Source organism: Nocardiopsis sp. LDBS0036 (genome assembly GCF_041228755.1).
Taxonomy (GTDB): Bacteria; Actinomycetota; Actinomycetes; order Streptosporangiales; family Streptosporangiaceae; genus Nocardiopsis; species Nocardiopsis dassonvillei.
The window spans coordinates 2,739,218-2,759,410 of the sequence record NZ_CP141103.1 but is presented as its reverse complement, the minus strand read 5'-3'; the positions used below and the strand labels follow the sequence as shown (position 1 = coordinate 2,759,410).

Here is a 20,193-nt window from a genome sequence, read left to right as displayed (position 1 = left end):
GGCATGGCCGACTACGACGTGGCGATCATCGGCGGGGGAGCCGCTGGGCTCACCCTGACCCACCAGCTTCGCGGGGTCAATGACCGACGTGGCCGACCGCTGCGGGTCGCCCTGGTGGAACCGCCCCCCGGGCCGCACACCCCTCCGCCCCGCACCTGGTGCTTCTGGGAGCCCGACGGCGGGCCGTGGGACCACCTGCTGGCCGCCCGCTGGAGGGACCTGTCCGTGGTGGGGCCGGACGGGGCCGTCCACGACTCCCCGGCGGCGCCCTACGTGTACAAGATGCTGCGGTCGGCCGACGTGGACGCGCATGTGCGCGCTTCGGCCGGTGAACACGTGGACCAGCTTCCGGTGCTGGTCACCGAGGTCGTCGACGGCGTCGAGCACGCCGTGGTACGGGGCACCTGCCCCGGAGGCCCCGGGGGAGGGGAGCGGGAGCTGACCGCCTCATGGGTGTTCGACTCGCGTCCGCCCCGGCCCGCCCCGCGCGGGCGCACGCACCTGCTCCAGCACTTCCGCGGCTGGTTCGTGCGCACGCCCGACGACGCCTTCGACCCCGCCTCGGCCGTGCTCATGGACCTGCGCCCTCCCCAGCCGGCCAACGGCGTGGCCTTCGGCTACGTGCTGCCGCTGTCGCCGCGCGAGGCGCTGGTGGAGTACACCGAGTTCGGGCGCGAGGCGCTCACGACCCCCGAGTACGAGCGCGCGCTCAAGGACTACTGCGGCCTGCTCGGGCTGGGGGACGTGGAGGTGACCGCGGCCGAGCAGGGCGTCATCCCGATGACCGACGCGCGGTTCCGCCCCCGCGCGGGGCGGCGCGTGTTCCGGGTGGGGACGGCGGGCGGCGCCACCCGGCCCTCGACCGGGTACACGTTCAGCGGTGTGCGGCGCCAGACGGCCGTCGTGGCGCGGGCGCTGGCCCAGGGGCGGGCCCCGGTACCGCCGGTGCCCCACCGCCGCCGCCACCTGGCGATGGACGCGGTCATGCTGCGGGCCCTGGACACGGGGCGGGTGCGGGGAGCGGAGTTCTTCGCGGGGCTGTTCGCGGCCAACCGCCTCGGGGACGTGCTGGCCTTCCTGGACGGTGGCTCGCGCCTGCCCCGGGAACTGGCGATGGGCCTGAGCACACCGGTCGCGGCCATGTCGCTGACCAGCCTGGACCAGGCGTGGTACGCGCTGCGCGGGGTCGGTGCGAGGAGCCTCAGCCGGGGGCCAGGGCCCGCACGGCGTCGGTGAGCGAGCCCAGGTGCCCGGCGGCCAGCCCCGGCGCCGCGCCCAGCGACCGCCAGCCCGGCCCGGCCGTGTACACGGCCGTGGCCTGCGCCGACCCCGCCGCCGCGCGCACCGCCGCCCGCAGCGCCGCGACGTCGTCGGCGTCTCCGGCGTGGGACCACAGGACCACCGCGCGCGGACCCGTGCGGCGCACCGCCCGCACCGTCGCCACCACGGGCGTGCACGGCCCCAGCACCCGGCGCGGCACGCCCCGTTCGCGCAGCGCGGCGGCCAGCGCCTCCATCGGGAGACTGTGCATCTGGCCGGGGCCGCAGGCCAGGACCGTGGGGCGGCCCGCCGGGTCCGCGTCCCCGGGGGCGGCCACGCGGCGCAGCGCCGAGGACACGCACCACGACAGAAGGTGCTCCACCTCCACGTAGCGCCGGGTGTCCTCCCACTTGCGGCCCATCCCGTACAGCAGCGGCATCGCCAGGTCCTCCCAGGCCGCCACCACGCCGTACTCGTCCAGGGCCTCCTCCAGCAGGCGCTCCACGAGTTCGGCGTCCATGCGCATGGCGGCGCGGGCGATCCCCTGGAGGGTGGGCCCGGCCGGACCCAGCGGCAGGGTGTCCCCGCCGGGGCGCCAGCGGGGCCGCGCACCCCTCCCGGGAGCTTTCGCGCCCGGTTGGGCGTTGCCCGCGTCCTTCCCGCTGGCTCCCGAGCCCTTCCGGAAGTCCCGCGGACCCTCCTGCCCGGTCCCCGGTTCCTCCTCCTCGGCGCCTCCGCCCACCCGTGGCGCCCCCGCGCCCCGCGGCCGGGGAACGCGCGGCGGGGCTGGATCGGGCGCCGGACCCCCGCGAGCCGGGACCAGCACGCACTCCGCCGCCGAGGCGGGCGACAGGCCCTCACCGACCAGGCGGCACAGCTCGCGCAGACGCGCCACGTCGGCGGGCGAGTAGCGGCGGTGCCCGCCCGGACTGCGCTCGCGCGGCCCCACGCCGTAGCGCCGGTCCCAGCTGCGCAGCGTGGAGGGCGAGACCCCGAGCAGACGCGCGGTCGCCCCCGGGGTCAGTGCGTCGGCCATGGCGCCCCAAGCGTTGCGAAAGCGGTGCGTCTTGTGTCGCGCACCACACGCGTAGAACTCTAGCTGGGAGAACACCGGAAGGGGCAGCACCATGGATCTGGACACCAGGCGTCCGGCCGACCGCCGTCTCAGCGTGGTCCACCGTGTCGGCGCCGGACTCACCGGACTCGTACTCATGGGCTTCGGCATCGCGGGGCTGGTGGTCAGGCTCCCGCTCTTCGACACCCAGGGGGAGGTCGTCGCGGGCCTGTCCACCAACGGCGCGCTGAGCTTCCTGTCCGTCGCGATCGGCTCACTGCTGCTGGGCGCCTCCGTCCTGGGCGGCTCGTTCGCCTCCACCGTCTGCACGGTGGTGGGGGTGGGCTTCGTGGCCAGCGGACTCGTGAACCTCTACCTGATGGGCGCGGGGCCCAACATCCTGGCCTTCTCCATGCCCAACGTCATCTTCAGCTTCGTCGTCGGGATCATGGTGATGACCTTCGGCATGTACGGCCGGGTCAGCGGCGGCCTGCCCGAGGACAACCCGTACCGCCGCAGGCGCGCGCGGCGGCGCGAGCGCCGCCACGGCGTGGCCGGTGCGACCGGATGAGGCCGTCCGTCCTGGTCACCGGGGCCACCGGCTACATCGGCGGACGTCTGGTGCCCGAGCTGCTCGCGGCCGGGTACCGCGTCCGCTGTCTGGCGCGCACCCCGGACAAGCTGCGCGACCAGCCCTGGCGCGACCGCGTGGAGGTGGTCCGGGGCGACGTGGTGAGCGGCGAGGGTCTGGCCGAGGCGTTCGCGGGTACCGACACCGCCTACTACCTGGTCCACTCGATGGCGGGCGGGCGCGACTTCGCGGGCACCGACGCCCGGGCCGCCCGCAACGTCGCCCGCGCGGCGCGGGAGGCGGGCACGACCCGCCTGGTCTACCTGGGCGGCCTCGCGCCGCACGGGGGCGGCCTGTCGGCGCACATGGCCTCGCGCGAGGAGGTCGGCCGGATCCTGCTGGAGTCAGGCGTGCCCACCGCCGTGCTGCGCGCCGCGGTGATCCTCGGCTCCGGCTCGGCCTCCTTCGAGATGCTGCGCCACCTCACCGAGCGCCTGCCGGTGATGACCACGCCCCGGTGGGTGCGCAGCCGCGTCCAGCCGATCGCGGTGCGCGACGTGCTGCGGCTGCTGGTGGGGTGCGCCGAACTCCCGGAGGGGACCAACCGGACCTTCGACATCGGCGGCCCGGAGGTGCTCTCCTACGCCCAGATGATCCAGCGCTTCGCCGGGGCGGCGGGGATCGCCCGGAGGCTGATCGTCCCCGTCCCCGTGCTCTCGCCGGGCCTGTCCAGCCTGTGGGTCGGCCTGGTCACGCCGGTACCGCCCGCGATCGCCCGGCCGCTGGTGGAGTCGCTGCGCCACGACGCGGTGGTCGGCGAGGACGACCTGTCCGAACTGCTGGACGACCACGAGCGGATCGGCTTCGACCGGGCCGTGGAGCTGGCCCTGCGCCGCGTCGACGAGTCGCGCGTGGACACCCGCTGGTCCTCGGCCGCCTGGCCGAGCGCCCCGTCCGACCCCCTGCCGAGCGACCCCGCCTGGGCGGGCGGCAGCCTCTACACCGACGTGCGCGCGCGGTACGTCGACGCCGGAACGGAGGCGGTGTGGAGGGTCGTCGAGGGGATCGGCGGCGAACACGGCTGGTACTCCTGGCCCCTGGCCTGGGCCGCGCGCGGCTGGATCGACCTGGCCGTGGGCGGGGTGGGCCTGCGCAGGGGGCGGCGCGACCCGGAGCGGCTGCGGGTGGGCGACTCCCTGGACTTCTGGCGGGTGGAGGAGGTCGTCCCCGGCCAGCTGCTGCGGCTGCGGGCGGAGATGCGCCTGCCCGGACCGGCCTGGCTCGAACTGGGCGTGGCGCGCGTGCGCGGACGCACGGTCTACCGCCAGCGCGCGCTCTTCCACCCGCGCGGTCTGCTGGGGCACCTGTACTGGAAGGCCGTCACCCCCTTCCACGGGTTCGTGTTCGGTGCCATGGCCAGCAACATCGTCGCGGCCGCGGAACGGGCGGCTTCGGAACGGACAGCACCGCGGGAGGCGCACGCGCGCCGCTGACGCCCGGCTCCCCGGCCCCGGTCCGCGCGGACCGGGGCCGACGGCGTTCGCGCCCGTACCGCCGCCGAGGGGGTGCCCTGTCCGCAGGTGCCCGCCTGGGAGCGCGTCACCGGGGGGCTTCCCAGGGGTGCCCGACCAGAAGCGCGTCCGGATGGAAGCGCGCCCGGCCGCGCCACCGGAGAAACGGTGACGGGGGACACGTCGCCGCCGGACGGGGGCGGACGCATGGCGGGAGCGGACTGGGGTAGGGTCGTGCCCGAAAGTAACTTGAAAAGCGAGATGCTTTAATTTCGAGCAAGCTGTCGGTGTGAGAGGGATCCCGAACGTGGACAAGGACAACGGCAGACCACCTGCCGGGCGGTCGCGCTGGTGGATCGGAGCGGCCCTGCTGGTCGCCCTGGTGTGGTTGGCGGGCGCCGGGCCCCTGGGCATGTTCCTGGGCAGGCTCGGCGAGGTGCAGACCAACGACCCGGGCGCGTTCCTGCCGGTGGGCGCCGAGTCCACCGAGGTCAGTGAGATCGCCGAGGAGTTCGACCGCGAGGAGGCGGTCCCGGCCGTCGTCGTGTACTCGCGCGAGGACGCCGGGGACGGCGGGGGCGGGGCGCTCGGAGAGGGCGAACTCGCCGACGTCGCCGCGGTCGCCGAGCGCGTGGGTGAGGAGCCCTGGGTCTCCGGAGCCGTCGTCGGCCCCTTCCCCGGGACCGAGGACCCCTCCGTCGCCCAGTTCGTGGTGCCGCTCGACCCGGCCGCCGACACCGGCGACGCGGTCGAGGACCTGCGCGCGGTGCTGGCCGACGACCCCGTGTCGGGACTCCAGGTGCAGGTCACCGGCCCCGCCGGTTTCGCGGCCGACCTCGCCGCGGCCTTCGGCGGCATCGACTCCACGCTGCTGATCGTGGCCATCACCGCCGTGCTGATCATCCTCGTGGCCGTCTACCGCTCACCGCTGCTGCCGGTCCTGGTCATCCTCGCCTGCCTCCTCGCGCTCGGCCTGTCCGGCGCGCTGGTCTACCTGGCCGCCGACACCGGCCTGGTCAGCCTCAACGGGCAGAGCCAGGGCATCCTGTTCATCCTGGTCGTGGGCGCCTGCACCGACTACGCGCTGCTGCTCGTGGCCCGCTACCGCGAGGAACTGGCCGTCCGCGACCGCGTGCCCGAAGCCGTCATGGCCGCCGTGCGCGGCGTGACCGGGCCCGTCCTGGCCTCCGGCGGAACCGTCATCCTCGGCCTGCTCTGCCTGCTCGCCGCCGACCTGGCCTCCACCCGCAGCCTCGGTCCCGTGGTGGCCATCGGCGTCGTCGCGGCCCTGCTCTCGGCGATGACCTTCCTGCCCGCCGTGCTCGCCCTGTGCGGACGCGCCGCCTTCTGGCCCGTGGCGCCGCACAGCGGCGGCCGTACGGACGGAACCCTGGACGAGGTCGTGGCCAGCCACCGGTTCTGGGGCCGCCTGGCGACCACCGTCTCGCGCAGGCCGCGCCTGTACTGGATCGTCACCACCGCCGTCCTGGCCGCCGCGGCCGTGTTCGCGCCCCAGTTCGACGCCGGGGGCACCGGCCAGGCCGAGGTCTTCCGCACCGAGGTGGAGGCGGTCGAGGCCCAGGAGGCGCTCGACCGGGGCTTCGGCTCCGACGCCAGCGCGGCCCCCGCCCTGGTGGTCGCCGACGCCGACCACCTGGACGAGGTGGTCCGGGCCGCCGAACGCCTGCCCGTCGTGGACGCGGCCGCGCCGGTGACCGAGCCCGGTCCGCCCGGCGCCGACCTGCCGCCCCTGGTGGAGGACGGACGGGTGCTGGTCGAGGTGGTCCTCACCGTCGGCCCCGAGTCGGCCGAGGCGGTGGACGCGGTGCGCGACCTGCGCGCCGAACTGGACTCCGTCCAGGGCGCCGACGCCCTGGTCGGCGGGGTGAGCGCCACCGACCTGGACACCCTGGACACCGCCCAGCGCGACTTCGCGGTCGTGGTGCCGCTGGTGCTCGTGGTGGTCTTCCTCGTGCTCATCCCGCTGCTGCGCTCCCTGGTGGCGCCGCTGCTGCTGATGGCCGTGAACGTCCTGTCCTTCGCCGCGGCGCTGGGCGTGGGAACGCTGCTGTTCGACCACGTGCTCGGCCTGCCCGGCGCGGATCCGGTGGTGCCGCTGTTCGCGTTCGTGTTCCTGGTGGCGCTGGGGATCGACTACAGCATCTTCCTCATGTCCCGGGCGCGTGAGGAGACGCTGCTGCACGGGCACCGCGAGGGCGTGCTGCGCGCGCTCACCGTCACCGGCGGGGTGATCACCTCCGCCGGGGTGGTGCTGGCCGTGACCTTCGCGGCGCTGGCGGTGATCCCGCTGCTGTTCCTGCTCCAGCTGGCGTTCCTGGTGGCCTTCGGTGTACTGGTGGACGCGCTGCTCGTGCGGACCGTGCTGGTGCCCGCGCTGTCCCTGGACGTCGGGCCCCGTGTGTGGTGGCCCGGCCGCGCAGGCCGTGCCCCCGGGCGCGCGCAGGAGCACGAACCCGCCGATCGCGCCTAGCGCGGCGTCGGCCTCGTACTCCCCCCGGCCCCGGCCTCGTCGTGCGCGCGGCACGGCGGAGCGTGTGCGCTCCGGAGGTCCCTACAGGGGGTCTCCCGGCAGTTCCGCGTAGGCGGCGGCGAACTTGCGCACCAGCGCGGCCTGCGGCAGGTGGACGCCGTCGATGGCGGCCACCTGCCGCACGCCCGTGGTGGCGTTGGTGATGAACGCGCCCGCCGTGCGGGTGCTGGCCGCCGAGGCGATCGGCCGGGTGGTCACCGGGATGCCGAGGTTCTCGGCGGCCCGGCTGACCAGCGCCGTGGTCACCCCCGGCAGGCACGGGGCCTGCGGCCAGACCAGGCCCCCGCCGTCCAGGAAGCCGATGTTCCAGGTGGGGCCCTCCGAGACGCGGCCGTCCACGCCCATGAACAGCGCGTCGTCGTAGCCGTCCAACTGGGCGGCGCGGCGCTGGCGGATCGCTCCGAACAGGCCGGTGCTCTTGATCTGCGGGGTGTCGCGGGTGAAGCGGCGCGTGCCCAGGCGGACCGGGGGAGGGGAGGCGTCCGTCGGCGCGGGACGGGTGCTGACGAGGATCTGCGGGAGCTGGCGTGCGGAGGGGTGGCCCAGGTCCATGTGGGGGTCGAAGACGGTCACGCGGACCACCGATGGGGAGAGGTGGGCGCGCGCGGAGCGCCGCGCGAGTTCGCGGACCCGGGGGATGTCGAGCTCGACGCCGAAGAGGGTGCGGCAGTCGCGGCTCAGGCGGTCCATGTGCAGGTCGAGGCCGCGGACACGCAGGTCGGTGACGAGCATGGTGGTGAAGTGGCCGTAGCCGTACAGGGCCAGGCCCGCGAGTTCCCCGGTGCTGACGGGGCGTCCGTTCAGTTCCATGAGGTGTCCATCATGGCATTCGGGGATCCGCGCCATCGGGGTTTCCCCCACCGGAACCGGGGCGGCGGAAGCACCGCGCCGGTCGGGCCGGGGCCCGGTCGCCGGGGTCCGCGTCAGCCGGTCGTGCGGCGGAAGCGGTACCACCGCGGTGAGGTCCGGTTCATCGGCCACCCCAGGCCGCTGGTCCGCGCGTCCTCGGCCGTGAGGAGCTCCCACCCCGGGAACGCGGCCTCGATCTGCGCCTGTGCGACGCCCTCGACGAGCCGCCGGTACCGGGACGGGCCGAAGGCGAGCATCAGCAGGGTGGCCCCCGGAGCGGCCAGGGCCGTCACTCCCCGCCCCTCCGCGGCCCGCTGGTCGGTGTCCAGGCCCTGGAAGCAGCCGATGTCGAGGAAGAGGTCGAAGGCGCCCAGGCCGGAGGATTCGAGGCCGGTCACGTCGCCGACGACGTAGGCGACCTCCGCCGGGCCCTTGCGGCGGGCGGCCTCGACGGCCTCCGGCACGATGTCGACGCCCACCGCCTCCCAGCCGCGCCGGGCCAGTTCGGGGGTGAACTGACCGCGTCCGCAGCCGATGTCCAGCGCCCGGCCGGGGCCGGTCGAACGCTCCCGCGTCTCGCGGTCGAGCAGGGCGCCGAGCTGCGCCGCCCCGCCCGCGGCGCCGTAGCGCTCCCAGGGGGTGAGGCCGAGGCGGTACATCCACGCGTATTTCGTCATGTCCTCAAGGTAGATCGGCCCTCCGGCGCGGGCCTTTCACCCCCCGGTGGAGGGCCGGCGAGGGGGTGTTCCCGCTGTTCGGGGGTGCGGTCCGTCCGGCTGCGGGGAAGGAGGGGGCGGACGCGTCGCACGTCCGGCGCGACCGCACCGGACCCGACACCGAACACCCGCGACGAAGGGCACGGGGACCACGGAACCGGACGTTCTGCGGTCCTCCGCGTTCGCCGAACTCGAAACCCGTGTGTCGGTTCCTCCCGTCCGGGTAGGGCGGGCCCCATGGTCGGACAACGAGGACGCGCGTACCCGGTCACCACGCTCGCGGCGGGAGCCGCCGTGACACTCGCTCTGGCGGGGTGCGGCGCGAGCGGCGGCGGCGCGGCCACCGAACCCACCAGCACCGCGCCACCCCGGGGCGACGGCTCCCCGAGCGCCCCGGCGGTCCCCACCTCCGCACCGGAGCCGGCGGCGACCGGGACGGCCGAGGACAGCGCGAGCGTCTGCGGCTCGGGCGACCTGGAAGTCGCTCTCGGGCGGGCCGAGGGAGCGGCCGGGACGGTCTACCGGCCCCTGGAGTTCACCAACACCGCAGACGCCCCGTGCGTGATCGGGGGCCACCCCGGAGTCTCCTACGTCACCGAGGAGGACGGCGACCAGGTCGGCGCCGCCGCCGCGCGCGAGGGCGGACCGGGTCCCGCCGTGACCCTCCGACCGGGAGACACCGCCTCGGCCACCGTGGGGTTCACCCGGGTCGCCGACTACGACGAGGACGAGTGCGACCCCACCGACACCCGGGGTCTGCGCGTCTACCCTCCCCGGAACACGGGGTCGGTCTTCGTCGCGGCGCAGGGCCGCGGCTGCGCCGATCCGGACGTGCCCGGCGACCAGCTCACGGTCACGTCCGTCCAGGCGGACGGCGCCTCCTGACCCGACCCGTCCCCGACCCCTGGCCTGTGCCGCCGCCCGATCCGTCCCGGCGCCCGCCCCGCGGTCAGTTCCGCTGCTGTTCCATGGCGGTGAACGCGGTGACCAGCTGGTTCTCGGAGGTCTCCAGGTAGGTCGTCAGCTCGTCCGCCGCCCCGGACGCGTCCCCGGAGGCCAGCAGGGTGTGGATCCTGCGGTTCCAGTCCAGGTACGGAGCGTGGAACTCCCGGGGCGCGTCCATCACGTGGAACACCAGCCGGGTCTCGGCCAGCACCTGGCTCATGAACTCGTTCACCCGCGCGCTCCCGGCCAGACCGGCCACGGCCTGGTGGAAACGCATGTTCGCCGTCCCCATCCGCCACCAGTCCTCGCGTCCGCGCGCGGCCTCGCCCTCGTCCACGGCCGCCCCGACCAGCCGGACCGCCTCCTCGTCCGGGTCCGCCGCGCCCCGCAGCGCGGGGAGCTCCAGGGAGCGGCGCGCCTTGAACAGGTCTCGGACGTCCTCGCTGGTCGGCAGGCCGACGAACACTCCCCGGTGCATCTGGTGCACCAGCAGCCGCTCGCGCACCAGCAGCCGGAACGCCTCGCGCAGGGTGTTGCGGGATACTCCGAGCTCCTCGCACAGCCGCTCCTCCGACAGGCGCTGTCCCGGCGGGTACACGCCGTCGATGAGGGACTCGCGGAGCAGCTCCGCGACCCGCTCGGCCTGCGTGGGCAGCGGGGGGAGGAGGCGCGTGCGGCCGCTGGTCCGGTCGGTGCGGGCGTCCGTGGCCGTCACAGGTGCTCCTTAAGGGGACTGGCGTCTGTTACTTCATTGTCACCGACGCGGAGCACTCCCGGGAGAGCGGGGAGCCCACAGAAGTCGGTTCATCGGACCGGTGGACCGTGGCGCGGTCCCCGAACGGGTTCCCACACGGGTTCCCCGCCGCACCGCCTCGCGTGCACGGCGCATCCGCTCCACCCCGCCACCGCGCGGCTCCACCGCCACTGACCGGCCCCCGCGCGGCTCGCGGGTGAGCCCTCCGCGCGTCCGGTGAGTTCCGGGCGGGGGCGCGCGTTCCTGTGCGGTTTCCGCGCGGTTTCCGCGGGGCTTCCGGGCGGCTGAGCCTTCCGCGCGGCTTCCGCGGGCCCTCGGGCGAGGACGCGCACGGTCCGGCGCGGCTTCGTCCACGGGCTCGCGGACGCGCATTCCGGGGGTTCCTCCGATGACGCCCCTGGGCAGGGCGGGGCGAAGAGATACTTCTGCAACCCAGGTGACCTGGGTTTTTTGCATACCGGCTCTTTACCCGTCTCGTTGGATTGAAGTATCGTTCAACAATCCAACGATGGCGCGGTCGGTTATCGCGTCACCGACCCACATCGGACCCCTTGGAGTGACCCATGGGTGACACACCCCCCGCACCCACGAAGGTGCGCCCCCGTGTCGGGCGGATCGCGATCAGCAGCAGTCTGCTCGGTGCGATGTTCCTCATGGCCACCAGCGCCATCGGCCCCGGCTTCATCACCCAGACCACCACGTTCACCGCCGAGCTGGGCGCGACCTTCGCGGTCGCCATCCTCATCTCGATCCTGGTCGACATCGCGGTCCAGCTGAACATCTGGCGCGTCATCGGCGTCGCCAACACCCGCGCCCAGGACCTGGCCAACAAGGTCGTCCCCGGCGCGGGCTACCTGCTGGCCGCGCTCATCGTCTTCGGCGGCCTGATCTTCAACGTCGGCAACCTCGCGGGCACCGGCCTGGGCCTGAACGCCATGGTCGGGTTCGACACCCGGCTCGGCGCCGTCCTGTCCGCGGTGCTGGCCGTGGTCATCCTGGCCGTCAAGAGGCTGGGCGTGGCCCTGGACCGGATCCTGGTCGTGCTGGGCGTGGCCATGATCGCGCTGACCGTCTACGTGGCCTTCGTGTCCCAGCCCCCGGTCGGCGAGGCCCTGCGCCAGGCCGTCCTGCCCGAGCGGTTCGGCGCGGACGTCTTCCTGGCCACCGTCACCATCATCGGCGGCACCGTCGGCGGCTACATCACCTACGCGGGCGTGCACCGACTCGTCGAGGCGGGTCAGGGCGGGCGCGAGAACGTCCGCGCCATCACGCAGACCTCCGTGACCGGCATCATCGTCACCGGCGTCATGCGCGTGGTGCTGTTCCTGGCCATCCTCGGCGTCGTCGCGGGCGGCGCCGACATCCTGGCGTCCGCCAACCCCTCCGCCGAGGCCTTCCGCCAGGCCGCGGGCGAGGCCGGTGTGCGCCTGTTCGGCGTCATCCTGTGGGCCGCGGCGGTCAGCTCCGTCATCGGCGCCTCCTACACCTCGATCTCCTTCGTCACGACCTTCCACCCGTGGTTGGAGAAGCGCCGGGGCCTCCTGGTCACCGTCTTCATCGGTGTCTCGCTGGCAATCCTGCTGCTGTCCGGGCAGGCTCCGAACACGCTGCTGATCCTGGCCGGAGCCCTCAACGGCGTGATCCTGCCGGTGGGCCTCGGCATCCTGCTGTGGGTCGCGGCCCGCCGCTCCGGCGACCTGCTGGGCGGGTACCGCTACCCGCGCTGGCTGATCGTCATCGGCGTCGCCGCCTGGGCGCTCACCGTGTACATGGCCATCGGCTCCCTGGGCGGCATCGCCGACCTCTGGCAGTAACCCGCCGGGCGCGCCCTTCCACCCTCCCCCGCCCCTACCCCGCCCGGACCGCCACCCGGGCGGGGTAGGGGAACCCCGCAAGGGGCAACACGAAAGAACGAGGAGCACCGACGTTGCGCATCGACCTCAACTCCGACCTCGGCGAGAGCTTCGGCCGCTGGGAACTCGGCGACGACAAGGCACTGCTGTCCATCGTGACCAGCGCCAACGTCGCCTGCGGCTTCCACGCCGGTGACCCGTCCGTGCTGCGGCGCACCACGCTCGACGCCGCCGCCGGGGGAGTGGCCGTCGGCGCGCACGTGGGCTACCGCGACCTCGCCGGGTTCGGCCGCCGCTTCCTCGACGTGCCGCCCGCCGAGCTGACCGACGAGGTGGTCTACCAGATGGGGGCGCTGTCGGCGTTCACCCGCCTGGCCGGGGACCGGATCCGCTACGTCAAACCGCACGGTGCCCTCTACAACACGATCGTGCACCACGAGAAGCAGGCCGCCGCGGTGGTCGCCGCGGTGCGCGAGTTCGACCCCGCCATGCCCGTGCTGGGCCTGCCCGGATCGCAGTTCCTGCGCCTGGCCGAGGAGGCCGGACTGCCCACGCACCGCGAGGCCTTCGCCGACCGCGCCTACACCCCGGAGGGCACGCTGGTCTCGCGCCGCGAGCCCGGCGCCGTCCTGCACGACCCGGCCGCCATCGCCGAGCGCTGCCTGCGCATCGCCCACGGCGAGCCGGTCGAGGCCGTGGACGGCACCCGGATCGTCATCGAGGCCGACTCCCTGTGCGTGCACGGCGACAGCCCCGGCGCGGTGGACATCGCCCGGGCCGTGGCCGACCGGCTGCGCGCCGAGGGCGTCACCCTCGCGCCGTTCACCGGGGAGGCCGCGTGACCCCTGCCGGGAGGAGGGGGCTCCCGACCCCCGCCGAGGAGGCGCCGTGCGTGTCCTGACGTGCGCGGACAGCGGTGTGCTCGTGGAGGTCGCCGACCTCGCCGAGGTGATCGCGCTGCGCGCCGCGCTCCGGGCGCGGCCGATTCCCGGGGTCACCGACGTGGTTCCGGCCGCCCGCACGCTGCTGCTGCGGATCGAACCCGGCACCGACCCCGACGGGGTCGCCGCCGCGGTCACCGGGCTGCCGCTGGCCCCCGGGACCGGACCGGACTCCGGGGACACCGTCACCATCCCGGTGTTCTACGACGGCGAGGACCTCGACGACGTCGCCGAGCTGACCGGCCTGACCAGGCGCGGGGTGGTCGAGGCGCACACGAACGCCACCTGGACGGTCGCGTTCTGCGGCTTCGCCCCCGGGTTCGGCTACATGGTCGGCGACGACCCGCGCCTGCACGTGCCCCGGCGCGGTGAGGCGCGCACCCGCGTGCCCGCCGGTTCGGTGGCCCTGGCGGGGGAGTTCGCGGGGGTGTACCCGCGCAGCTCGCCCGGCGGATGGCAGCTGCTGGGCCGCACCGAGGCCCCGATCTGGGACCTGGACCGCGACCCGCCCGGCCTGCTGCGGCCGGGGGTGCGCGTGCGCTTCACCGACGCGGAGGCCTCATGAGTACGCGTGTCGGGCCCACCCGGACGGGACCCGGCCTCGAACAGGGGCGGGAACGCGACCAGGGACGGGAACGGGGAAGGAACGCGGTGGCGGGTCGGGGAGCGGCGTCGGAACCGGGCGAGGGGGCCGCGGCGCGCACCCCGGCCGCCGCCAGGGGGCGTTCGGCCCTGGAGGTCGTGGCCACCGGACCCATGACCACGGTCCAGGACGCGGGCCGCTTCGGCCACGCCGACCTGGGCGTGGGCCGCTCCGGCGCCGCCGACGCCCACTCCTACGCCCTGGCCAACCGCCTGCTCGCCAACCCCGCGGGGGCCGCCGCCCTGGAGGCCACCCTGGGCGGGCTGCGCGTGCGGGCCCGCGGGCCGGTGACCGTCGCCGTCACCGGGGCCGAAACCCTGCTGCGGGTGGACGGGCGGGGCGCCGCCGCCAACACGGTGCTGCACCTGCCCGACGGCGCGGAGCTGACCATGGGCGTGCCCGACCGCGGACTCCGCTCCTACCTGGGCGTACGCGGCGGGGTTGACGTCCCGCCGGTCCTGGGTTCGCGCAGCACCGACGTCCTGGCCGGGCTGGGCCCCGACCTGCCCGTGCCCGGGGCGCTGCTGCCGGTCGGCCCCGCGCCCGCGGACTTCCCGAACGCGGACCACGCCCCCGTGCCGCCCGTCGGCGGACCCGAGGAGGTCCTGCGGGTGGTCCTGGGCCCGCGCGAGGACTGGTTCACCGAGGAGGCCGTCCGCACGCTGCTGTCGTCCGCCTACGAGGTCACCCCGCGCAGCGACAGGGTCGGCGCCCGCCTGTCCGGCCCCGTTCTGGAACGCGCCCGCTCCGGCGAGCTGCCCAGCGAGGGCATGGTCGCGGGGTCGCTCCAGATCCCGCCGGGCGGGGAGCCCGTGCTGTTCCTGGCCGACCACCCCGTGACCGGCGGCTACCCGGTGGTGGCCGTCGTGTGTTCGGCGGACCTGCCCAGGGCGGCCCAGGCACGCCCCGGCACCCGCCTGCGCTTCACCCTCTGACCGGCCGGGCCCCGCCGGAACGGCGGGGCCCCGACACGACCGCGGACCCGGTTCCGTACCGGGGAACGGGCCGCGGCGCCGCGCGGGAGCCCCCGCACGGCGCACAGCGTTCCGCGCGGCGCGGGAACACCGCGTGCGGTGCGGGAACGCCGCCCGGGGACAACGGCGTTCCCGGGCGGTCCGGCAGCCGCGGGAACACCGCCCGTCCGTCCCACCCGGAACGAAAGGCAGAACCGAATGACCTCTCCGGCCGACCTCTCCCCGTCCCAGGCCCGCGCGCTGTTCCGCGACGGCCTGCGGGTCCCCACCTCCGGCTACAGCGCGGGTTACGCGCAGGCCAACCTCATCGCGCTGCCCCGCGAGGCGGCCTTCGACTTCCTGCTGTTCGCCCAGCGCAACCCCAGGTCCTGCCCGGTCCTGGACGTCACCGAGCCGGGACGGGTGGACGCCTCCGTCTTCGACGGCGACCTGCGCACGGACCTGCCCGCCTACCGCGTCTACCGCGACGGGAAGCTGGTCGAGGAGCGCACCGAGGTCACCGACCTGTGGCGCGACGACCTGGTGGCCTTCCTCATCGGGTGCAGCTTCACCTTCGAGACGCCCCTCCTTGAGGCCGGTGTGCCGGTGCGCCACATCGAGGCGGGCACCAACGTGGCCATGTACGCCACCAACCGGCCGTGCCGCCCCGCGGGCCGGTTCAGCGGTCCGCTGGTGGTGTCCATGCGGCCCATCCCCGCCGACCGGGTGGCCGACGCGGTGCGCATCACCTCGCGCTACCCGGCGGTCCACGGCGCCCCGGTGCACGTGGGCGACCCCGCCGCGCTGGGCATCGAGGACCTGGACAGGCCCGACTACGGTGACGCGGTCGAGGTGCGCCCCGGTGAGATCCCGGTCTTCTGGGCGTGCGGGGTCACCCCGCAGGCGGCCGTGACGGCCTCCGCCCCGGAGTTCGCCATCGGCCACGCCCCCGGCCACATGGCGATCACCGACGTGCGCGACTCCTCCTACCAGGTGCCCTGACGTTTGTCGCCGGACCCCAGGGGTAGTCGCGGGCCCAGGGTCGAGCGACACGACGAACGAAGGGGAACGGTGTGAACAGCCGCGAGCAGCTCATCGCCTGGCTCAACGACGCCTACTCGATGGAGAAGTCCCTCGAGGAGACGCTGGAGAGGCACGCCAAGGACGCGGAGAAGGACCCCGAGGTCCACGCCCGTATCACGCGGCACATCGAGGAGACCCGTCAGCAGGCCGAGACGGTCAAGGGATGCATCGAGTCCCTGGGCGGCAGCGTGTCCAAGGTCAAGAGCGCCCTGGCCGGAATGATGGGTTCCGTGCAGGGCATGGCCAACAAGCCCGCGGGCGACACCATGGTCAAGAACGCCCTCTCCGACTACGCCGCCGAGCACTTCGAGATCGCCTCCTACCGGGCGCTGATCGAGGGCGCCCGCGCGCTCGGCGAGGAGCAGATCGCCCTCAAGCTGACCGCCATCCTCCACCAGGAGGAGGACATGGCCCGCTTCCTGGAGCAGAAGCTCCCGGGCGCGGTGCGCACCGCGCTGGCCGACGCCGAGCGCTGACCGCGCCGCGGGCCGAACCCCGAGTGACAGCACCCGGACGCCCCGGAGGAGGCAGCGCCTCTTCGGGGCGTCCGCGTGGCGGACCGCTTCCTCGCGGGCCGACCCGTCCCGGGCGCGGGGTACTACGTCCGGCCGGTCGGGGGCACGGCGAGCCCGCACGGTCGGTGACGCCGCCTTCTCGACGGCGGCGCACCGGTCCTCGGGAACAGGGGCCCTCGGGAACCCCCGGAAGAGGCCAAGACACCCAGGGAGGCGTCCATGACGGCATCCGCGCACGCGGGGGCGCGACCGCCGACGGCGCACGGCCGCAACACGGCCGCGGGCGTCCTGCTCGGGCTGGGCACGGTGGCGTTCGTGGACGAGGTGGTCTTCCACCAGCTGCTGCACTGGCACCACTTCTACGACCTCTCGACCACCGGCGTCGGCCTGGTGTCGGACGGGCTGTTCCACGCCTTCAGCTGGTTCGCCACGGTGGCCTCCCTGCTCATGGTGGCCTCCCTGCGCCGGGAACGCCGCTTCCGGGGGCTGGCCTTCACGGCGGGCTGGCTGACCGGGGCGGGGTCCTTCCAGCTCTACGACGGGCTGGTCCAGCACAAACTCATGGGCCTGCACCAGATCCGCTACGGCGTGAACCTGGTGCCCTACGACCTGACCTGGAACATCCTCGCCGGGACACTGCTGGTCGCGGGCGTCGCGCTGTGGACCCTGTCCCGGAGGCGGACACGCGGGGCGTCGGGTGCCGATCCCGGGCGGGCCTGACCCGTGGACCACCGCGGGCACGAACCCGCCACCGCGGTCCCCGGCCTCCTCGCTCCCGGCGCGTGGGCCGTCCTGGCACTGGTGTGCGCGGCCCTGGCGGTCTACGCGGTCGCGGCGCTCCTGCCGAGCCGCCGGGGCGGGGCCTGGCCCTGGATCCGCGCCCTGGCCTGGGCGGCGGGATGCGCGGCCGTGGGGGCGGCCCTGGTCGGCCCCCTGGCCGAGCGGGCCCACCACGACTTCGCCGCCCACATGGCGGGGCACGTCCTGCTGGGCATGCTGGGCCCGCTCCTGCTGGTCCTGGCGGCACCGGCCACTCTGGCCCTGCGGACCCTGCCGCTGGACGCCGCGCGCACCCTCTCCCGGGTTCTGCGGTCGGCGCCCGCCGCGTTCGCGACCCATCCGGTCGTCGCGGGCCTGCTCAGCGTCGGAGGCCTGTGGGCGCTGTACCGCACCGGCCTGTACGCCGCGACGCACACCGACCCGCTCCTGCACGCCCTGGTACACGCCCACGTGCTGGCCGCCGGATGCCTGTTCACCTTCGCGGTGCTGGGCGGACCCGACCCCGCACCGCACCGGCTCCCTCCGCCGTGGCGGGCCGCCGCCCTGGTCGCGGCCGTCGCCGCGCACAACGTCCTGGCCAAGTCCCTCTACGCGGTGCCGCCTCCGGGGGTGCCCGCCGAACAGGCCCATGCCGGAGCCCAGCTCATGTACTACGCCGGTGCGCCGGTGGAGATCGCGTTGATCTTCCTGGTGTGCCGTCCCTGGCTGCTTCCCCGGCCGCGTCCGGAAGCCGGGCGGGGCCGCCTCAGGACTCCCGCGGGGGAGGAGCGACTTCGTCGGGGGTGGGTCGTCCGCCGTCGGTCTGCTGGCCCCGGATGAGGCGACCGCGGCGACCGCGACCGGAGCCCCGGCCGGGGCCGCCCCTGACCTCGGGGCCGGAGCCCTGACCGGGACCGGCGGCACCGTCCCGGCTCCCGTTGCCGCCGGTCCGGTCCTCCTCCGCCCGGTCCCCGTCCCCTCCGGCCCGCTCCCCGCCGTCCTGCGCGGCCCCCGGACGCTGACGGCCGCTCTTGCGCGAGTAACCCGCCTGGCTCGCGTACAGCGACTTGGAGACCCGGGAGGCGTCGCCGGTCCGGGACATCCCCGCCATTCGCCGCAGTTCCTCCATCTGCGCGAGCACCTCCGGCGGCGGAGCCGCCGCACCCGCCCCGGCGGGCGCCGCCGGCATGTGGCCGGCCAGGTCCGTCCGCGCCTCCTCCAGCAGACCCGCGGCGCCGAAGCGGTCGCCCCGCCGCATGGCCTCGCTGGCCCTCCTCTTGGCGGTCTGCGCCCGCTGCAGGACCTCCTCCGCGCGCACCTCGGGCCGGGGCACCCGCTCGTCGGCCGCGTCCCGCGCGACCACGTCGAGTTCGACGGAAAGGGACACGGTGCGGGTGTCCAGCGTGGCCGGGTCGGCGTAGGCGACCTCCAGCGCGGCGACGGCGCCCGGCGCGGACAGCCCGCGGACCTCCAGGCGCAGCAGCAGGCGGCGCCGCTCCCCGGAGTGGAAGTCGCCCAGTTCGACCACCACCGATCCGTCCGCGAGCCGGTGGGAGGGCATCTCGCCCACCACGGAGACGGAGCGCAGGAGCGGGCCGGACGGAACCCGCAGGGACACGGCCTGGGCCGTCTTGGCCAGCAGGTACTCGGCCTCCCGGGCGATGAGGCCGCCCGCGGTGTCGGGGTCCTCGGCGAACAGGGCGCTGCCCGCGCCGCCGTCGGCCACCGCGCCCAGCAGCTCCTCGTCGTAGCCCAGGCCGTACCCCAGGGACGTGGTGGTGACCCCGTGGGCGTAGGCGTCGGCCGCCACCTGTCGGAGCAGGTCGTGGTCGGTGACGCCCTGGTTGGCGTGGCCGTCGGAGATCAGCAGCAGGGTGCCGCCCCGGTCGGCTCCGGCGCGGCGGGCCTCCTGCACGCCGCGCAGCAGTCCGCTGGACAGGTCGGTGCCGCCCGACGCGTGCAGCCCGGAGATCAGGCGGCGCACCCGCGCCTTGTCCTCCAACGGCCCGCAGGGCACCTCGACCCGGGCCTGGTCGTTGAAGGACACGAGTCCGAAGTTGTCGGAGGGCGCGAGCCGCTCCACCAGGGAGAGCAGCGCGCGCACCGCGCCGTCCAGGCGTCCTCCGCCCATGGACCCGCTGCGGTCCAGCACGACCTGGAGGGTCGCGGGCGGGCGTTCGGTCTCCTCCTCGCGTTCGGGGGCGGTGATGTCGACCAGGACGGACACGGCGTCTTCGGTGTCCCGGGGGACGGCGTCGAAGTCCGACAGCGCTGACAGGTGCATGCATGCTCCGGGGGGTCGGGTGTGTGGCCCTCCAGCCTAGGAAGCGGCGACGACGTTCGCACGGTCCGGCGTGGCCGGATGGGGCCATCTCCGGGCCGCGCGTCCGGCCCCGCCACCCGGTCAGGCCCGGTGCGGGCCCGCCGCCCCGCCACCCGGTCAGGCCCGGTGCGGGCCCGCCGCCGCGCGACCGGGACGACCCTCGTCGATGCGGGGTGCGGGGTGCGGGGTGCGGGGTGCGGGGTGCTGTGGGCTTCAGATCCGGCGCAGGCCCAGACGGCGCAGCTCCAGGGCGGCCAGCGCCTCCACGGTTCCTCGGTCACCGGAGCGCCAGGCGCCCGCCGGGTCCTCGTGCGTACCGGCCAACCGGGACGGGGACGCCGAGGTCAGGGCGCGCAGGGCCAGCAGCCGGGACCGGGCCTCGGGCGCGAGCCCGCGCAACCGCCTGGCGGCGCTGGCGTGGCGCACCCACCGGGCGCGCAGGGGCAGCCAGGTGGCGGCGAGCAGCAGCAGCGGGAGCACGGCGGTCAGCAGCGGCAGGGTCAGCGCGAGCGAGGCCACCGTCTCCTGGAAGGAGGTCCCGGCGGCGGTGAGGGACTCGCCGGTCTCGCTCATGCTGGTGAACGGGGTGGCCAGGGCCTCCCCGGCCAGGGGCACCTGGCGGGCCTGCTCGGCGGCGGAGTTCATGTGCTCGCTGAAGCCCTCGCCCGTGCTCACCATGAGTTCGCCGGGGCGGCTGAGGGCCATGAGGGTCTCGCGCAGCGCCAGCGCCGCGCTGACCCACGCGTACACCCAGGCGGCGGCGAGCAGGTCGGAGGCGAACTGGAGGAACGCGCGCACGGGGTACTCGGCGTAGAGCTTCACGGGGGCCTTCCGGGGGTGAGGGGCGGGCGTGGGCGAGGACCCACGGTTCCCCGTTACCCGTTCGGAGCCGCCTCACGCCGCGAACCGCGC

General features: G+C 75.0%; 19 protein-coding genes. 13 read left to right on the top strand and 6 right to left on the bottom strand.

Annotation, left to right across the window (positions count from 1 at the left end; translation table 11 throughout):
- Positions 1 to 3 precede the first annotated feature (3 nt).
- Positions 4 to 1,236: a lycopene cyclase family protein gene (locus UIS43_RS11520; protein ID WP_370013149.1), complete on the top strand. Its 1,233-nt coding sequence runs from the start codon at positions 4 to 6 to the stop codon at positions 1,234 to 1,236.
- Here UIS43_RS11520 and UIS43_RS11515 read toward each other — a convergent pair.
- Positions 1,202 to 2,296, bottom strand: coding sequence for a MerR family transcriptional regulator (locus UIS43_RS11515; RefSeq protein ID WP_370013148.1), 1,095 nt, complete (start codon positions 2,294 to 2,296; stop codon positions 1,202 to 1,204). The two genes, UIS43_RS11520 and UIS43_RS11515, sit on opposite strands and share 35 nt — an antisense overlap.
- Positions 2,297 to 2,387: 91 nt before the next feature.
- Here UIS43_RS11515 and UIS43_RS11510 point away from each other — a divergent pair, with 91 nt between their 5' ends.
- The 3 genes from UIS43_RS11510 to UIS43_RS11500 all read left to right on the top strand — a co-directional run bounded on the left by UIS43_RS11510 (position 2,388) and on the right by UIS43_RS11500 (position 6,887).
- Positions 2,388 to 2,885, top strand: a complete 498-nt coding sequence (locus UIS43_RS11510) for a DUF4383 domain-containing protein (protein ID WP_013154574.1) — start codon at positions 2,388 to 2,390, stop codon at positions 2,883 to 2,885.
- Positions 2,882 to 4,378, top strand: a complete 1,497-nt coding sequence (locus UIS43_RS11505; protein WP_013154573.1) for an SDR family oxidoreductase — start codon at positions 2,882 to 2,884, stop codon at positions 4,376 to 4,378. Before UIS43_RS11510 ends, UIS43_RS11505 begins: the two co-directional genes overlap by 4 nt.
- A 325-nt stretch (positions 4,379 to 4,703) precedes the next feature.
- A complete protein-coding gene (locus UIS43_RS11500; RefSeq protein WP_013154572.1) occupies positions 4,704 to 6,887 on the top strand; it encodes an MMPL family transporter in 2,184 nt (727 codons plus the stop codon).
- A gap of 81 nt (positions 6,888 to 6,968) precedes the next feature.
- On the opposite strand, the gene UIS43_RS11495 is transcribed toward UIS43_RS11500, so the two are convergent.
- Both UIS43_RS11495 and UIS43_RS11490 read right to left on the bottom strand, forming a co-directional pair.
- Complete coding sequence (locus tag UIS43_RS11495) at positions 6,969 to 7,757, bottom strand: aminotransferase class IV family protein (protein ID WP_013154571.1); 789 nt, start codon at positions 7,755 to 7,757, stop codon at positions 6,969 to 6,971.
- 113 nt (positions 7,758 to 7,870) lie between these two features.
- Entirely contained in the window at positions 7,871 to 8,455 is a 585-nt protein-coding gene (locus tag UIS43_RS11490) for a bifunctional 2-polyprenyl-6-hydroxyphenol methylase/3-demethylubiquinol 3-O-methyltransferase UbiG (RefSeq protein WP_019607955.1), read from the bottom strand.
- A gap of 351 nt (positions 8,456 to 8,806) precedes the next feature.
- Between UIS43_RS11490 and UIS43_RS11485 the strand changes: the two genes are divergently transcribed.
- Entirely contained in the window at positions 8,807 to 9,397 is a 591-nt protein-coding gene (locus tag UIS43_RS11485) for a DUF4232 domain-containing protein (protein ID WP_126624998.1), read from the top strand.
- Between the two features lie 64 nt (positions 9,398 to 9,461).
- Here UIS43_RS11485 and UIS43_RS11480 read toward each other — a convergent pair whose 3' ends face one another.
- The gene (locus UIS43_RS11480) at positions 9,462 to 10,172 is read right to left on the bottom strand and encodes a GntR family transcriptional regulator (RefSeq protein ID WP_013154568.1); all 711 of its coding nucleotides are present in this window, start codon (positions 10,170 to 10,172) and stop codon (positions 9,462 to 9,464) included.
- Positions 10,173 to 10,774: 602 nt separating this feature from the next.
- On the opposite strand from UIS43_RS11480, the gene UIS43_RS11475 reads away from it, so the two are divergent.
- From UIS43_RS11475 to UIS43_RS11440, 8 genes are all read left to right on the top strand, one after another.
- Positions 10,775 to 12,025, top strand: a complete 1,251-nt coding sequence (locus UIS43_RS11475; protein ID WP_013154567.1) for an NRAMP family divalent metal transporter — start codon at positions 10,775 to 10,777, stop codon at positions 12,023 to 12,025.
- A 113-nt stretch (positions 12,026 to 12,138) separates the two neighbouring features.
- Positions 12,139 to 12,906, top strand: a complete 768-nt coding sequence (locus UIS43_RS11470) for a LamB/YcsF family protein (protein ID WP_013154566.1) — start codon at positions 12,139 to 12,141, stop codon at positions 12,904 to 12,906.
- Between the two features lie 46 nt (positions 12,907 to 12,952).
- On the top strand, positions 12,953 to 13,570 hold the full coding sequence (locus tag UIS43_RS11465; protein ID WP_071622621.1) for an allophanate hydrolase subunit 1: 618 nt from the start codon (positions 12,953 to 12,955) through the stop codon (positions 13,568 to 13,570).
- Positions 13,571 to 13,656: 86 nt separating this feature from the next.
- The gene (locus UIS43_RS11460; RefSeq protein ID WP_071622620.1) at positions 13,657 to 14,583 is read left to right on the top strand and encodes a biotin-dependent carboxyltransferase family protein; all 927 of its coding nucleotides are present in this window, start codon (positions 13,657 to 13,659) and stop codon (positions 14,581 to 14,583) included.
- Between the two features lie 237 nt (positions 14,584 to 14,820).
- Positions 14,821 to 15,603: a putative hydro-lyase gene (locus UIS43_RS11455; protein ID WP_013154563.1), complete on the top strand. Its 783-nt coding sequence runs from the start codon at positions 14,821 to 14,823 to the stop codon at positions 15,601 to 15,603.
- 71 nt (positions 15,604 to 15,674) lie between these two features.
- Positions 15,675 to 16,160 carry a ferritin-like domain-containing protein gene (locus tag UIS43_RS11450; RefSeq protein WP_013154562.1) on the top strand — a complete coding sequence of 162 codons (486 nt, stop codon included), beginning with the start codon at positions 15,675 to 15,677 and terminating at the stop codon, positions 16,158 to 16,160.
- A gap of 258 nt (positions 16,161 to 16,418) precedes the next feature.
- A complete protein-coding gene (locus UIS43_RS11445) occupies positions 16,419 to 16,919 on the top strand; it encodes a DUF2243 domain-containing protein (RefSeq protein ID WP_019607947.1) in 501 nt (166 codons plus the stop codon).
- 3 nt (positions 16,920 to 16,922) lie between these two features.
- Positions 16,923 to 17,798 carry a cytochrome c oxidase assembly protein gene (locus tag UIS43_RS11440; protein ID WP_071622619.1) on the top strand — a complete coding sequence of 292 codons (876 nt, stop codon included), beginning with the start codon at positions 16,923 to 16,925 and terminating at the stop codon, positions 17,796 to 17,798.
- Here UIS43_RS11440 and UIS43_RS11435 read toward each other — a convergent pair.
- A complete protein-coding gene (locus tag UIS43_RS11435; protein WP_013154559.1) occupies positions 17,725 to 19,242 on the bottom strand; it encodes a VWA domain-containing protein in 1,518 nt (505 codons plus the stop codon). The genes UIS43_RS11440 and UIS43_RS11435 overlap by 74 nt on opposite strands.
- A gap of 252 nt (positions 19,243 to 19,494) precedes the next feature.
- Positions 19,495 to 20,103 (bottom strand): hypothetical protein, encoded by a 609-nt coding sequence (locus UIS43_RS11430; RefSeq protein WP_013154558.1) that lies wholly within the window; start codon positions 20,101 to 20,103, stop codon positions 19,495 to 19,497.
- Positions 20,104 to 20,193 lie beyond the last annotated feature (90 nt).

What these genes read in the sequence shown, in the direction of transcription:
- UIS43_RS11475 (WP_013154567.1), top strand. Translation starts at nt 10,775, where the DNA reads ATGGGTGACACACCCCCCGCACCCACGAAGGTGCGCCCCCGTGTCGGG.
- UIS43_RS11520 (WP_370013149.1), top strand. Translation starts at nt 4, where the DNA reads ATGGCCGACTACGACGTGGCGATCATCGGCGGGGGAGCCGCTGGGCTC.
- UIS43_RS11490 (WP_019607955.1), bottom strand. Translation starts at nt 8,455, where the DNA reads ATGTACCGCCTCGGCCTCACCCCCTGGGAGCGCTACGGCGCCGCGGGC.
- UIS43_RS11510 (WP_013154574.1), top strand. Translation starts at nt 2,388, where the DNA reads ATGGATCTGGACACCAGGCGTCCGGCCGACCGCCGTCTCAGCGTGGTC.
- UIS43_RS11505 (WP_013154573.1), top strand. Translation starts at nt 2,882, where the DNA reads ATGAGGCCGTCCGTCCTGGTCACCGGGGCCACCGGCTACATCGGCGGA.
- UIS43_RS11455 (WP_013154563.1), top strand. Translation starts at nt 14,821, where the DNA reads ATGACCTCTCCGGCCGACCTCTCCCCGTCCCAGGCCCGCGCGCTGTTC.
- UIS43_RS11435 (WP_013154559.1), bottom strand. Translation starts at nt 19,242, where the DNA reads ATGCACCTGTCAGCGCTGTCGGACTTCGACGCCGTCCCCCGGGACACC.
- UIS43_RS11495 (WP_013154571.1), bottom strand. Translation starts at nt 7,757, where the DNA reads ATGGAACTGAACGGACGCCCCGTCAGCACCGGGGAACTCGCGGGCCTG.
- UIS43_RS11515 (WP_370013148.1), bottom strand. Translation starts at nt 2,296, where the DNA reads ATGGCCGACGCACTGACCCCGGGGGCGACCGCGCGTCTGCTCGGGGTC.
- UIS43_RS11445 (WP_019607947.1), top strand. Translation starts at nt 16,419, where the DNA reads ATGACGGCATCCGCGCACGCGGGGGCGCGACCGCCGACGGCGCACGGC.